Genomic DNA, 13,225 nt, shown 5'->3' on the forward strand with positions numbered 1-13,225 from the left:
TGTCGGCACAACGCAAAACGGCGCGCGAGTCGGACTCGCACGCCGTTTGTCGTTACCGCGCGGGGTTGGACCCCGGCAGGCCTCCCTGTGAAAGTGCCTTGCGGCAGCTTCTTAGTAGAGGCGCTGGAACTTGCGGTTTTCGCGCTGCAGCTTCTTGGCGTGACGCTTTACAGCGGCAGCAGCCTTGCGCTTGCGAACAGCAGTCGGCTTCTCGTAGAACTCGCGACGACGTACTTCGGACAGTACACCGGCTTTTTCGCAGGAGCGCTTGAAGCGGCGCAGGGCGATATCGAAAGGTTCGTTGTCTTTGATTCGTACTGAGGGCATTAGAATACCTGTAAAATTCGTTTCTCTCGGCCTTTCCGGCAAATGCTCTCGCAGTTGCAATCCGGAGGCCGGTTCACAGCGAGGGCGCAAATTCTAATCACTCGGCTCGGCGATCGCAAGCCTCTTTTCCGGTATGATAGCGAGCCCCTGAAGCAGTCACGAGTAGCAGAACCAGTGCGAGTCCTCGGTATCGAAACCTCCTGCGACGAAACGGGTGTCGCGATTTACGACAGCGAAAGCGGACTGCTTGGTCACGCCGTCTTCAGCCAGGTGGACCTGCATGCCGAATACGGCGGTGTTGTGCCCGAGCTGGCCAGCCGCGACCACGTGCGCAAACTGCTGCCACTGGTACGGCAGGTGATGGCGCAGACCGGCACAAATCCGGCCGAGCTGGATGGCATTGCCTACACGGCCGGCCCCGGGCTCGTTGGTGCGCTGATGGTCGGTGCCTGTGCCGGCCGCGCCCTCGCGTACGCCTGGAAGATCCCGGCGGTGGCCGTTCACCATATGGAGGGTCACCTGCTGGCGCCGATGCTGGAGGAGAGCCCGCCCGCCTTCCCGTTCGTGGCCCTGCTCGTCTCTGGTGGTCACACGCAGCTGGTGGATGTGCGCGGGCTCGGTGACTATGCCCTCATGGGTGAGTCACTGGATGATGCGGCCGGTGAGGCCTTCGACAAGGCGGCCAAGATGCTCGACCTGGACTATCCCGGCGGCCCGCGGTTGGCGGCGCTGGCGGAAAAGGGTGATCCACAGCGGTTCACCTTCCCGCGGCCGATGACCGACCGCCCGGGGCTGGACTTCAGTTTTTCCGGTCTCAAGACATACACCCTGACCACGGTGCGGGAGCATGCACTGGAGGACGGGCTACCCGACGAACAGACCTGTGCGGATATCGCCGCCGCTTTCCAGGAGGCGGTGGTGGACACCCTGGTGATCAAGTGTCGCCGCGCCATTCAGGCCTCCGGACACAGAACCCTGGTGATTGCCGGCGGGGTATCTGCCAACAGGTTGCTGCGGCAGCGCCTGGAGACGCGTCTGGCAGAGGAGGGGGCCACAGTCTATTACCCGCGCCACGAGTTCTGTACCGACAACGGTGCCATGATTGCCTACGCGGGTTTTCTGCGCCTGAGGGCCGGGGAGCGCACGGGCTTGGCCGTCGATGTGCGGCCGCGCTGGCCAATGACGGAATTAACTAAGGAAGGCAGTGGGAGTCTCGCCAGCTGATGGATATCGTCTACATCCGTGACCTCAAGGTCGACACGATCATTGGCATTTACGACTGGGAGCGGGAGGTGCGCCAGACCGTCAGTCTCGACCTGGAGATGGCGTTCGACATTGCCGAAGCGGCGCGCACCGACAACATTGAGCACACCCTGAACTACAAGGCAGTTGCCAAGCGGCTGATCGCCTTTATCGAGGGCAGTGAGTTTCTGTTGGTGGAGACGATGGCGGAGCAGGCGGCCGCCATTGTGCGCGATGAATTCAGTGTTTCCTGGCTGCGCCTGCGGCTGTCGAAGCCCGGCGCCGTGCGCGGATCCCGCGATGTCGGCGTGATCATCGAGCGCGGTCAGCGCCCGGCGACCGGTGCGGCTGCAGGGGTGTGAGCATGGCGCAGGTCTTTCTCAGCCTCGGCAGCAATATTGATCGCGAAGCCCATATCCGTGCCGGCCTCGAGGCGCTGGCGCGGGATTTCGGTGATTTGACGGTCTCGCGGGTGTTCGAGAGTGAGGCGGTGGGTTTCGACGGCGCCAACTTCTATAACCTGGTGGTTGGCATTCATACCGATCTGTCGGTGGGTGCGTTGGCCCTGCGCCTGCGGGAGATCGAGGATGCCAACGGCCGCCGGCGCGGTGGGCCCAAGTTCAGTGCTCGGACACTGGATATCGACATTCTCACCTATGACGAGCTGGCGGGCACCGTTGACGGCGTCGAGCTGCCGCGTGGGGAGATTCTGAAGAATGCGTTTGTCCTGCAGCCCCTGGCCGAGATTGCCCCGCAGCAGCAACACCCGTTAAGCGGCGAGAGCTATGCCGAGCTCTGGGAGCGGTACGACAAGATGAAGCAGAAACTGTGGCCGGTGGACTTCCGCTGGCCATGAATGCGGTCGCAAGCGATCAGTGGTGGCAGTCTCCCAGCGGTGAAGGGCTGTCAGATGTTCAGGCTGCGCCCGCCATCCACCGCGATGACCTGTCCGCTGATATAGGACGGTTCGGCGACCAGGAAGCGCACCGTGCGCGCAATATCCGCTTCGCTGCCGGTGCGGCCTAGCGGAATGCGGGACAGCGTCCGCGCCTTGGCTTCCTCGTCCACTTCCTCCTGTTCCGGCCACAGGATTGCGCCGGGCGCCACTCCGTTCACCCGTACTTTGGGCGCCAGCTCCAGCGCCAGGCTCTTGGTAAGCATGACCAGGCCGGCTTTGGCCGCACAGTAAATCGTGTGCTGTGGCATGGGGCGCTCGGCATGAATGTCGATCATGTTGATGATGCTGCCGCTGCGCTCGGTCAGAGTGGGAGCCAGAGCCTGACTCAGGAAAAAGGGCGCTTTGAGATTGCTGCCCACCAGCTGGTCCCAGTCGCGTTCGTCGGCGCTTCCCACCGGCGTCGGATAAAAGGATGAGGCATTGTTGACCAGCACATCGATTCCGCCCCAGAGGTCGCAGGCGTGTTGGGCAAGCCGTTCGCAACCGGACGCACTGTCCAGGTCGCTCTGCAGGGCCGCGGCGGATTCCGGTCGCTGCTCGTTCAGCTCCTGCACCAGTCGCTGGGCGGCGGTGGCAGAGCGGCGGTAATGAATAATGATGCGGTGGTCGCGGTGCAGCTCGCGGGCAATGGCCCGTCCGAGGCGTGCGGCGGCGCCGGTGATCAGCGCGTTACGCATGGTACTCCTTCCTGACCCTGGCAATGGCCTCGATACGGGCGCGATCCAGTGCCTTTCCCAGTTCGGCGCCCTCAAAGCCCTGTTCGATCAGCGGTTGCGGTGACACGCCGGCGGCGGCGGCCCGCGCTGCCTGCAGGAATTCCACCTGCGGGTAGTCCCGATTCTCCAATCCTTCCCGCCCCCGAGCGTCTGCCTCGCAGGCCTGCAGGAAGTGGTCGAAGCGCTGCGGTCGGCGCAGGGCATCCAAAGCGCGCAACATTTTCATGATGGTCTGCGGACGCAGCTCGAGCGCGCGGTGGCAGTGCAGGTGGTATTCGCAAACACCCGCAGCCAGTGCGGTGAGCTCCCGGGGCACCCGCCAGCGCTGGCAGATGTCGCGCACCAGCGGTAGCCCCGCCTTTTCGTGGCCGCGATGGCTCGGCAGGACTTCCTCCGGAGTGATGCCCTTGCCCAGGTCATGCATCAGCACGGCAAAACGCACCGGCAATTCGGCCGGCGCAGCTTTCAGGGCCAGCAGCAGGTGCTTGCCGGTATCGATTTCCGGGTGGTGCCGCGGAGGTTGGGGAATGCCGAACAGACGGTCGACTTCCGGCAACAGGATCTTGAGAGCACCGCACTCGCGCAGCACCAGGATGAAAATATCCGGGTCCGGTTCGGTCAGCGCGCGGCTGATCTCCTTCCACACCCGCTCTGCAACCAAATGCTCCACTTCCCCTGCGGCAACCATCTGCTGCATCAGGCCCATGGTTTCCTCGGCAACCCTGAAACCCAGATGGTGATAACGGGCGGCGAAGCGCGCGACCCGCAGGATACGCAGGGGATCCTCGGCAAAGGCGGGAGACACATGCCGCAACAGGCGTGCCTCCAGGTCGGCGCGCCCGCCGTAGGGGTCGATCAGCTCGCCGCTCTCGCTTTCTGCCATGGCATTGATCGTCAGGTCGCGGCGGATCAGGTCCTGCTCGAGGGTGACATCGGGTGAGGCGTGCACGGTGAAACCGCCGTAGCCATGCCCGCTCTTGCGCTCGGTGCGCGCCAGTGCGTATTCCTCACTGGTGTCCGGATGCAGGAATACCGGAAAGTCCTTGCCGACAGGGGTGTAACCCAGGGCCTGCATGCGGGACTCATCAGCGCCGACGACAACCCAGTCCCGCTCGTGGATCGGGCGATCGAGCATCTTGTCGCGAACGGCGCCGCCTACCAGATAGATTTTCATGTCAGGTGCCCCGCTGGCGGGGTAGGGAGGGGCCGGAAACTACTGAGTACAGCCATAGATCCATCTTTGCCGGCTCTGACCGCATGCCGCGGTGTGAAAAGAAGTGCGCAGAATTTAGGCAAGATAAAAAAAAGGCCCCGAAAAAACAAGGGGGCCCAGGGTCTTAGGGTATTCGTAATGGGAGGGGTGTCTGCCGAGCGACCCCGCAGAAAAAGTGCTGCCGGGCCGGGACAGTAGACGGTTATCCGGGATTAAGACCTGTATCTCCGGAAATTGTGACCATTCTATACAACCTGTCTTACCTGTCAACAATGCCTTGGCGTTTTTTGTTGAGGGGTTGTGAATCTCTTTCGTCAATATTTTGAGAAGCCGAGTTTAGGTCTGCTTTTGCAGTCTGCGGCAGCATAATTTATAAGGGTACCCGGGGTTGGCAGGATAAATTCGCGTTCAGCTGCTGATTTTCATCGATTATTGCAGTCGCGTATGTCCGAGGTACCTGTCAGTGTTTGCAGGATGTTTGGGGGAATTCTAAAAATGAACGAACTGCATGTGCTCACTACCGGCGAAGCAGCACGCTATTGCGGGGTCAACTTCCGCACGGTGATTCGCTGGATTGAGCGGGGGCAGCTCAAGGCCTACAAGCTACCGGGTCGCGGAGACCACAGGATCTGTGTTGAGGACTTCGTCGGCTTCCTGCGGGACAACGGTATGCCGGTACCCGCCGAGTTGGCGGTTGCCAGCCGCAAGGTGCTGTTGCTGACTACAGACCCGGAGATTGCCGGGGCCGGCCGCCAGGCGCTGCAACAGGCCGGCTGTGAAGTGGACGTTGCGGGCGACAGCTTTGTGGCCGGCACCCTGATGGCGGCCTGTAAACCGGCGCTGCTCGTGCTGGACGCCAATCTGAGCCAGCTGAACGGCTTCCAGATTCTCGATCACCTGAGGTCGCGCAGTGAATATGCCAACGTGCACGCCCTGCTCGTGGCGCCCGCCAATGAGCAGGACCAGCAGCGTTGGCTGGACGCCGGGGCCGACGCCGTGGTGAATTCCCCGGTTGACCGCAACGAGCTGGTGGCCAAGGTCAAGCTGCTGCTGGAAATCTGAGCCCAGTCTCCTGCGGGCCGGTCATCTGTGCCGCGTCCGCCCTGACTGGGGCGCTATTGTCATCGTCGCTATGCTGCCCCGATAAACCGATCAAATCGGCTTGGGGATCAGCATTGGCTCGTCTTCGCTATCCATTCGGTCCCGGCCCCGTTCCGGGCAGTGATAGCTCGCCGTCACTTCATCCTCATGCAGGCTGTGCATGTGAACATCAAACCCCCACAACCGGTGCAGGTGGCGCATAACCTCAGGGGTATCCTTACCCAGGGGCCGACGCCGGTACTGGGTGTGATGCAACGTCAGTGAGCGATCTCCCCGGGTATCCACTGAATAGACCTGGATGTTGGGTTCGCGGTTGCCCAGGTTGTACTGGCCGGCCAGGTCTGCACGCAGTTGGCGGTAGCCATCCTCGTCGTGAATGGCACTGACAACGATCTCGCTCTCCCGGTCATCGTCACGGATGCAGAACAGCTTCATATCCCGCATCACCTTGGGGGAGAGAAACTGCAGGATAAAGCTTTCATCCTTGAAGTCCCGCATCGCGAACTGGAGGGTTTCCTTCCAGTTACTGCCGGCGATGTCCGGGAACCAGGCCCGGTCCTCTTCAGTTGGCTCCTCACAGATGCGCCGCAGATCGGTAAAGATGCTGAATCCGAGGGTATAGGGGTTGATGCCATTGAAGTAGGGGCTGTCGAACGGGGGCTGGTAAATCACATTGGTGTGACTCTGCAGGAACTCCATCATGAAGCCCTCGGTCACCCGGCCGCGGCGATACAGTTCGGAAAGCAGCGTGTAGTGCCAGAAGGTAGCCCAACCCTCGTTCATGACCTGGGTCTGGCGCTGCGGATAGAAGTACTGCGCCAGCTTGCGCACGATCCGCACCAGTTCCCGCTGCCAGTTCTCCAGCAGTGGCGCATTTTTTTCAATGAAGTAGAGCAGGTTTTCCTGTGGTTCTTCCGGGAAGCGGAAGTTCGGCTTTTCCTCTCGGCCATTGCCCATTTTGGGAATGGTTCGCCACAGGTCATTGAGCTGACGCTGGCGGTACTCCTCCCGCTCTTTCTGTCGGCGCTCCTCTTCGACGGCGGAGATCGGGTAAGGCCGCTTGTAGCGATCGACGCCGTAGTTCATCAGTGCGTGGCAGGAGTCGAGAATCGCTTCCACTTCCTCCACACCGTGGCGCTCTTCACACCTGGCGATGTAGTTCTTGGCGAACAGCAGGTAGTCGATGATGCTGCTGGCGTCGGTCCAGCTGCGAAACAGGTAATTCCCTTTGAAGAAGGAATTGTGGCCGTAACAGGCGTGGGCGATCACCAGTGCCTGCATCGTCATGGTGTTCTCTTCCATGAGATAGGCGATGCAGGGGTTGGAGTTGATCACGATCTCGTAGGCAAGCCCCATCAGGCCGCGCTGGTAATTGTTTTCGACACTGATGAACTGCTTGCCGAATGACCAGTGGTTATAGCCCACTGGCATGCCCACCGAGGAGTAGGCGTCCATCATCTGTTCCGAACTGATGATCTCGATCTGGTTCGGGTAAGTGTCGAGGCCGAACTCCTCCGCCAGTTCGGCGATGGCCCGGTCATACTCCTGGATCAGTTCAAAAGTCCATTCCGATGTCGTGGAAATGGGCCCTTCCGATTTTGCGTCCGGCGCTGTGGGAAACTTATCAAGCATTACGCGGCCACCTTCTGACTGAACAGTTGGCGGAACACCGGGTAGATGTCCTTCAGGTCCACGATCTGCTCCATGGCGAAGTGTTCCGGGAAAATGGCGCGAACGCTCTCATACTCCTCCCACAGGGCCTGGTGATCGCGGGGGGTTATTTCCACATAGGAGAAGTACTGCACGTGCGGCATGATGTCGTTGATCAGGATTTTGTGGCAGGTGCTGGAGTCATCGTTCCAGTTGTCGCCATCAGAAGCCTGCGCGCCATAGATATTCCATTCGCTGGCAGGGTAGCGTTCCTGCATGATGCGGCGCATCAGTTTAAGGGCGCTGGAGACAATGGTGCCGCCGGTCTCGCGGGAGTAGAAAAACTCCTCCTCATCCACTTCCTTGGCGCTGGTGTGGTGGCGGATGAAAACGACTTCCGTATATTCGTAACTCCTCTGCAGGAAGAGGTAGAGAAGCAGGAAGAAGCGCTTGGCCATATCCTTGGTGGCCTGGTTCATGGAGCCGGAGACGTCCATCAGGCAAAACATGACGGCCTTGGAGCGGGGTTTGGGCTGCTTGACCAGCAGGTTGTATTTGAGGTCGAAGTCATCGAGGAACGGAATCTTGTCGATCCGACCGCGCAACTCAGCAATACGTTTGCCCAACGTATCGAGCTTGCGCTGGTCCCGCAATGCGGGATCCTTGCCTTCTTCCCGCGCAAGTTCCTCTTCCAGTTCGCGCAGGTTACGACGTTTGCTGCTCGTCAGGGCGATGCGGCGCGCGTTTGCGGCGCGCAGTGAGCGCACTACATTGAGCCTGCCGGGGGTCCCCTCGTTGCTGAAGCCGGCGCGTACCATCTTGAACGATTCATTACCTGCAAGCCGCCGCTTGATCATGTTGGGCAGCTGCAGCCCCTCGAACATGAAATCGAGGAACTCTTCCTGGGAGATCTGGAAAACAAAGTCATCCACGCCCTCGCCGCTGTCACTGGCACCGCCACCACCGCCGCCAGCTCCCTGCTGCCCCTGGCGTGGGATCCGGTCACCGGAGACAAATTCCCGGTTTCCCGGAAGGACGCGCTCGACATGGCCACCGGGGCCATGGTTGAAGACCGGTTCATTGATATCCCGGGTGGGAATGCTGATCCGCTCGCCCTTGTCCATATCGGTAATGGAGCGGTTGGTCATGGCCTCGCCGACGGCCTTTTTGATATGGGCCTTGTACCGGCGCAGGAAGCGCTGCCGGTTGACCGTACTTTTTTTCTTGCCATTCAACCGGCGGTCGATGATGTAGCTCATGTTACTGCCTCTGACCAGTGCGTGGCAGCGGCGGGCACAGCGTGAGGCTTGCCTCCTGGACCTTTCCCTTCTTGCAGGAAGAAGTTGCCAGGAGTGGACCGGTTGCTATCCCTGCCGCCGGACGCCGCACGTGTGTAGCGTCCCGCGAGTACTGCCGGATTACTGCGATTTGCGGACCCGCAGATACCATTCCGAGAGCAGCCGCACCTGTTTCTCGGTATAGCCCCGCTCGACCATCCGTGCGACAAAGTCGGCGTGTTTCTTCTGGTCTTCAGCGGAGGCCTTGGTATTGAAGGAAATTACCGGGAGCAGGTCCTCAGTGTTGGAGAACATCTTCTTCTCGATCACCGCGCGGAGTTTCTCGTAGGAGCGCCAGTCGGGGTTCTTGCCCTGGTTATTGGCCCGTGCGCGCAGCACAAAGTTGACGATCTCGTTGCGGAAGTCCTTGGGGTTGGAGATGCCGGCGGGCTTTTCGGTTTTCTCCAGTTCTTCGTTCAGGGCGCCGCGGTCGAGAATCTCCCCGGTTTCCGGATCCCGGTATTCCTGGTCCTGAATCCAGAAGTCGGCGTAGGTGACATACCGGTCGAAGAGGTTCTGGCCGTATTCGGCATAGGACTCGAGGTAGGCCGTCTGGATTTCCTTGCCGATGAACTCGACATACCGTGGCGCCAGGTATTCCTTGATGAAGCCGAGGTAACGCTCCTGCTGCTCCGGCGGGAATTGTTCCTGCTCGATCTGCTGCTCGAGGACGTACAGCAGGTGAACCGGGTTGGCGGCCACTTCAGTGGCATCAAAGTTGAAGACTTTCGACAGGATCTTGAAGGCAAAGCGGGTCGAGAGACCATTCATGCCCTCGTCGACTCCGGCGTTGTCACGGTATTCCTGGATCGTTTTCGCCTTGGGGTCCGTATCCTTCAGGTTCTCACCGTCATAAATGCGCATCTTGGAGAACAGGCTGGAATTCTCCGGATCCTTGATTCTGGACAGCACTGAGAATTGCGCCAGCATGCGCAACGTATCCGGTGCACAGGGGGCCTTCGATAGCGAGCTGTGCTCAAGCAGCTTTTTGTAGATCTTGATCTCTTCCTGTACCCGCACACAGTAGGGAACCTTGACGATATAGATCCGGTCGAGGAAAGCCTCGTTGTTGCGGTTGTTGCGGAAGGACTGCCATTCGGACTCGTTGGAGTGGGCGAGAATGACACCGTTGAAGGGGATGGAACCGAGGCCTTCCGTACTGTTGTAGTTGCCTTCCTGGGTCGCAGTGAGTAGCGGGTGCAGCACTTTGATCGGCGCCTTGAACATCTCGACGAACTCCATCAGGCCCTGATTGGCCCGGCAGAGGCTGCCAGAGAAGCTGTAGGCATCGGGGTCGTTCTGGGGGAAATCCTCCAGCTTGCGGATATCGATCTTGCCGACCAGGGCGGAAATGTCCTGGTTGTTTTCATCGCCGGGTTCGGTCTTTGAGATCGCGATCTGATCGAGTATCGAGGGGCGGACTTTCACAACCCGGAACTTACTGATATCGCCCCGGTACTCATGCAGTCGCTTGACCGCCCAGGGTGACATGATGGTATTCACATAGCGCCGCGCAATACCGTAATCCTCTTCCAGAATCTGGCCGTCTTCGGTGGGGGAGAAGAGACTCAGGGGGGATTCAAACACCGGCGATCCCTTGATGGCGTAGATGGGGATCTTTTCCATCAATGCCTTAAGTCTTTCGGCCAGCGATGACTTGCCGCCACCTACCGGGCCCAGCAGGTAGAGGATCTGTTTCTTCTCCTCCAGGCCCTGAGCGGCATGGCGGAAGAACGAGACAATCTGCTCGATGGCCTCCTCCATGCCATAAAATTCACTGAAGGCGGAATACCGCTTGATCACCTTGTTGGAAAAGATGCGCGACAGGCGGGGATCGCGGGACGTGTCCACCAGCTCTGGCTCACCGATGGCCATCAGCATGCGCTCCGCCGGAGAGGCGTAGGCACTGCGGTCGTTTTTGCACAGCTCCAGATATTCCTGGATGCTGAGCTCTTCATCCTGAATGGCCTCGTACCGTTCCAGGTAGTGGTTGAAAATCGTCATCGTGCACAACTCCCTTTGGCGTGTCGGACAGCTCTTCCAGCCAGTCGCACCAATACCGTGCATGCTGGGTATCGCAGAGGCTTTCGCCTGTGTGAACAACTGACCCGTGCGGCTGACGATGCGGGCGCGACCTGCTCGGCAGGTTTCGCGGTAACTGAAAGGCGCTCTCGCGCTCAACTCTATCTTTATTACCGTTGCGACACTCGGTGTGTCGCCAAACGAGAAACTGTAAAATTCCTCTCACATAATCAGGATAGCTTTCCCACCGCCCTGCGGGAGGCGCAGCCGCCAACATAGGTTGAATTAGGTGGCAGTTTTGCGCTCTACTAGCCGCCAATTCTGAAGTGCAGTTTTTGGAGATTCGCGCCATGGCGATTCTGGTGACCGGCGGAGCCGGCTATATCGGCAGTCATACCTGTGTTGAGCTGATCGAGGCGGGATGGGAGCCCGTGGTGGTGGATAATCTCAGCAACAGCAGTGCCGAGGCCCTGCACCGGGTGGAGGCCATCACGGGAAAGTCAGTACCACTGTATACCGCTGATATCCGCGACGCTGCCGCACTGCGAGACATTTTTTCTCGCCATGACATCGAAGCTGTGGTGCATTTTGCCGGTTTGAAGGCTGTAGGTGAGTCCGTCGCCCAGCCGCTGCGCTATTACCAGAATAATGTTGCGGGAACATTGACGCTGTGCGAGGTGATGGAGGAGTTTGGCGTCCGCCAGTTGATCTTCAGCTCTTCGGCCACGGTTTACGGTGACCCCCATACGGTCCCGATTCGGGAGAACTTCCCCACAGGCGCGACCAACCCATACGGTGCAAGTAAACTTATGGTGGAAAACATCCTTCGTGATGTCTGCGCCGCCCCGGGCAGCCAGTGGCAAATTACCTTGTTGCGCTATTTCAACCCTATCGGCGCCCATCACAGCGGCAGTATCGGGGAGGATCCCCAGGGGATTCCCAATAACCTGCTGCCTTACGTCGCTCAGGTGGCCGTAGGCCGACTGCCACACCTGCAGGTGTTCGGGGACGACTACAACACAGAAGATGGTACTGGCGTCCGGGACTACATTCACGTAGTGGACCTGGCCCGTGGACACTTGGCTGCCCTGGAGAAGCTGCGTGTGCCGGGAACAGGATTTGGTTGCTTCACCTATAACCTGGGCACAGGGCAAGGCAGCTCTGTCCTGGAGATTGTCCGCGCGTTCGAAGCTGCCTGTGAGCGACCGATTCCCTACAAGGTGGTTCCTCGGCGCCCCGGGGATATCGCTGCATGTTTCGCTGACCCGACCCTGGCAGAGCAAGAGCTGGGTTGGAAAGCGGAGTATGATCTTACGCGGATGGTAGTTGACACCTGGCGCTGGCAGTCCCAGAACCCGAACGGCTACAGCAGTTAAGTCCCCGGCGACTGTTATCCCGGTGCTCCGTCCCAGCGGAGCGCCAGCGTGGCGCCGGTAGTTACCAGCTTCATGCCCAGTGCGTGGTACTCACGGTTCAGCGTGCTGCGTAACCACTCGCTATCTGCTGGCGTGGCATTGCAGAGCCGTAGCTTCCTCGATGCGAAAGGAACCAGTTCCAGGGCGTGGAGGCTGCCGTTCTCCGGGTCCAGTTCTACCGAATACAGAATGCGCAATTCGGGGCGAAAATTTTCGTGGCCTGAGATACCCTCATAATCGTTGATCAGATCCCCGCAGCCATAAAGAATCGCGCGTTGCCGGTAGACTTCGATCCCCTTGGGGTGGTGCGAAGAATGTCCACTGATCAGGTCGACGCCACCTTCCACCAGCCGGTGGGCGAAGCTCTGTTGCTCTGACGGTATTTCGTAGCCCCAGTTTCCTCCCCAGTGAACCGAGACCACAACCAGGTCCCCGGGTTTGCGCAGCCGGTCGATCTGCCGGACAAAGTCCTCTGCACTGCGTTGCGATAGGTCCGGCAGCAGGTTGACGCCGGGGCGTACGGTGCTGGCGGCCCATTCCCGCGGCACACCGCTACTGGTGTCGGCACAGGCAAAGACCAGCACACGTTTACCCTGGTGGTGAATTTCTGCCGGCGCCGCTGCTTCGATCAAATTGTTGCCCGCTCCCGTTACGCGCAAGCCACTTCTCTCAAGGTTTTCCAGAGTTTCTGCGAGGCCGCCATACCCCCAGTCGAGTACATGGTTGTTGGCCAGGGTGCAGACATCGATTCCCGCTTCGGTCAGGCAGGGTAGGTTGGCGGGATGCATACGGTAGTTGATGCCCTTGCCCCGCCAGTAGTCATCGCAGCTGGTGATCGAGGTCTCCAGGTTGATGACTCGCACGGCGGGTCTACGCTGATCCATGGCTGACAGCGCGTCGCCCCAGGGGTAAGTGGAAGATCTGTCCCGTGGGAGTTCACCGCTGGCCGACTCGGTGAGTCCGACATAGTCTGTGGCCGAGTGCAGATAACTTTCATGAATGCGCGGGTCACCTGGGCGCGGCAGAACCTGGTCGATCCCGCGACCGGTCATTACGTCACCAGCGACCAGCAGTCTCACAACATCATTCGTTTCGGGCATGAAGAAGGACAGCATAAATGGGGCTGATGAAAGCGTAGTTCGCTTTCTCGACTGGCATGCTGGCGGAAATACAGCGTGCAGTGTCTGCCATATGAAAGGACAGAGAATGAAGAGGCGAGAGGTCTGCGAGGGGTGTCTGCCCTG

The 13,225-nt window shown here is 59.8% G+C and carries 12 protein-coding genes; 5 read left to right on the top strand and 7 right to left on the bottom strand.

The features are described 5' to 3' along the window. Positions 1 to 111: 111 nt before the first annotated feature. Positions 112 to 327 (bottom strand): 30S ribosomal protein S21, encoded by a 216-nt coding sequence (gene rpsU / locus LVD12_RS15170; RefSeq protein WP_020411530.1) that lies wholly within the window; start codon positions 325 to 327, stop codon positions 112 to 114. Positions 328 to 501: 174 nt separating this feature from the next. On the opposite strand from rpsU, the gene tsaD reads away from it, so the two are divergent. Genes tsaD through folK form a run of 3 tightly spaced genes read left to right on the top strand, consistent with a single transcriptional unit; the run spans position 502 to position 2,425 of the window. Continuing rightward, positions 502 to 1,551, top strand: a complete 1,050-nt coding sequence (gene tsaD / locus LVD12_RS15175; protein WP_237068569.1) for a tRNA (adenosine(37)-N6)-threonylcarbamoyltransferase complex transferase subunit TsaD — start codon at positions 502 to 504, stop codon at positions 1,549 to 1,551. Continuing rightward, positions 1,551 to 1,931 (top strand): dihydroneopterin aldolase, encoded by a 381-nt coding sequence (gene folB, locus LVD12_RS15180; RefSeq protein WP_237068570.1) that lies wholly within the window; start codon positions 1,551 to 1,553, stop codon positions 1,929 to 1,931. The genes tsaD and folB overlap by 1 nt, the downstream gene beginning before the upstream one ends. Positions 1,932 to 1,933: 2 nt before the next feature. Then, complete coding sequence (gene folK, locus LVD12_RS15185; protein ID WP_237068571.1) at positions 1,934 to 2,425, top strand: 2-amino-4-hydroxy-6-hydroxymethyldihydropteridine diphosphokinase; 492 nt, start codon at positions 1,934 to 1,936, stop codon at positions 2,423 to 2,425. A 50-nt stretch (positions 2,426 to 2,475) separates the two neighbouring features. Here the strand turns inward: folK and LVD12_RS15190 are convergent, their stop codons facing one another. Together LVD12_RS15190 and LVD12_RS15195 are read right to left on the bottom strand one after the other, a co-directional pair. Next, positions 2,476 to 3,204, bottom strand: coding sequence for a pteridine reductase (locus tag LVD12_RS15190; protein WP_237068572.1), 729 nt, complete (start codon positions 3,202 to 3,204; stop codon positions 2,476 to 2,478). Beyond that, the gene (locus LVD12_RS15195; RefSeq protein WP_237068573.1) at positions 3,197 to 4,417 is read right to left on the bottom strand and encodes a multifunctional CCA addition/repair protein; all 1,221 of its coding nucleotides are present in this window, start codon (positions 4,415 to 4,417) and stop codon (positions 3,197 to 3,199) included. The genes LVD12_RS15190 and LVD12_RS15195 overlap by 8 nt, the downstream gene beginning before the upstream one ends. Positions 4,418 to 4,951: 534 nt before the next feature. On the opposite strand from LVD12_RS15195, the gene LVD12_RS15200 reads away from it, so the two are divergent. After that, positions 4,952 to 5,518 carry a response regulator gene (locus tag LVD12_RS15200; RefSeq protein ID WP_237068574.1) on the top strand — a complete coding sequence of 189 codons (567 nt, stop codon included), beginning with the start codon at positions 4,952 to 4,954 and terminating at the stop codon, positions 5,516 to 5,518. A 90-nt stretch (positions 5,519 to 5,608) separates the two neighbouring features. On the opposite strand, the gene LVD12_RS15205 is transcribed toward LVD12_RS15200, so the two are convergent. The 3 genes from LVD12_RS15205 to LVD12_RS15215 form a co-directional block, all read right to left on the bottom strand. Beyond that, positions 5,609 to 7,189: a SpoVR family protein gene (locus LVD12_RS15205; RefSeq protein WP_237068575.1), complete on the bottom strand. Its 1,581-nt coding sequence runs from the start codon at positions 7,187 to 7,189 to the stop codon at positions 5,609 to 5,611. Continuing rightward, positions 7,189 to 8,466, bottom strand: a complete 1,278-nt coding sequence (locus tag LVD12_RS15210; RefSeq protein WP_237068576.1) for a YeaH/YhbH family protein — start codon at positions 8,464 to 8,466, stop codon at positions 7,189 to 7,191. Before LVD12_RS15210 ends, LVD12_RS15205 begins: the two co-directional genes overlap by 1 nt. Positions 8,467 to 8,625: 159 nt before the next feature. Beyond that, the gene (locus LVD12_RS15215; RefSeq protein ID WP_237068577.1) at positions 8,626 to 10,548 is read right to left on the bottom strand and encodes a PrkA family serine protein kinase; all 1,923 of its coding nucleotides are present in this window, start codon (positions 10,546 to 10,548) and stop codon (positions 8,626 to 8,628) included. 368 nt (positions 10,549 to 10,916) lie between these two features. Here LVD12_RS15215 and galE point away from each other — a divergent pair, with 368 nt between their 5' ends. Then, positions 10,917 to 11,942 (top strand): UDP-glucose 4-epimerase GalE, encoded by a 1,026-nt coding sequence (galE, locus tag LVD12_RS15220; protein ID WP_237068578.1) that lies wholly within the window; start codon positions 10,917 to 10,919, stop codon positions 11,940 to 11,942. Positions 11,943 to 11,956: 14 nt separating this feature from the next. On the opposite strand, the gene LVD12_RS15225 is transcribed toward galE, so the two are convergent. Beyond that, the gene (locus tag LVD12_RS15225) at positions 11,957 to 13,060 is read right to left on the bottom strand and encodes a CapA family protein (RefSeq protein ID WP_237068579.1); all 1,104 of its coding nucleotides are present in this window, start codon (positions 13,058 to 13,060) and stop codon (positions 11,957 to 11,959) included. Positions 13,061 to 13,225: the final 165 nt, after the last annotated feature.

Source organism: Microbulbifer guangxiensis (assembly GCF_021729075.1).
In the GTDB taxonomy this organism is placed as follows: domain Bacteria; phylum Pseudomonadota; class Gammaproteobacteria; order Pseudomonadales; family Cellvibrionaceae; genus Microbulbifer; species Microbulbifer guangxiensis.

What these genes read in the sequence shown, in the direction of transcription:
- rpsU (WP_020411530.1), bottom strand. Translation starts at nt 327, where the DNA reads ATGCCCTCAGTACGAATCAAAGACAACGAACCTTTCGATATCGCCCTG.
- folB (WP_237068570.1), top strand. Translation starts at nt 1,551, where the DNA reads ATGGATATCGTCTACATCCGTGACCTCAAGGTCGACACGATCATTGGC.
- folK (WP_237068571.1), top strand. Translation starts at nt 1,934, where the DNA reads ATGGCGCAGGTCTTTCTCAGCCTCGGCAGCAATATTGATCGCGAAGCC.
- LVD12_RS15190 (WP_237068572.1), bottom strand. Translation starts at nt 3,204, where the DNA reads ATGCGTAACGCGCTGATCACCGGCGCCGCCGCACGCCTCGGACGGGCC.
- LVD12_RS15195 (WP_237068573.1), bottom strand. Translation starts at nt 4,417, where the DNA reads ATGAAAATCTATCTGGTAGGCGGCGCCGTTCGCGACAAGATGCTCGAT.
- LVD12_RS15200 (WP_237068574.1), top strand. Translation starts at nt 4,952, where the DNA reads ATGAACGAACTGCATGTGCTCACTACCGGCGAAGCAGCACGCTATTGC.
- LVD12_RS15205 (WP_237068575.1), bottom strand. Translation starts at nt 7,189, where the DNA reads ATGCTTGATAAGTTTCCCACAGCGCCGGACGCAAAATCGGAAGGGCCC.
- LVD12_RS15210 (WP_237068576.1), bottom strand. Translation starts at nt 8,466, where the DNA reads ATGAGCTACATCATCGACCGCCGGTTGAATGGCAAGAAAAAAAGTACG.
- LVD12_RS15215 (WP_237068577.1), bottom strand. Translation starts at nt 10,548, where the DNA reads ATGACGATTTTCAACCACTACCTGGAACGGTACGAGGCCATTCAGGAT.
- galE (WP_237068578.1), top strand. Translation starts at nt 10,917, where the DNA reads ATGGCGATTCTGGTGACCGGCGGAGCCGGCTATATCGGCAGTCATACC.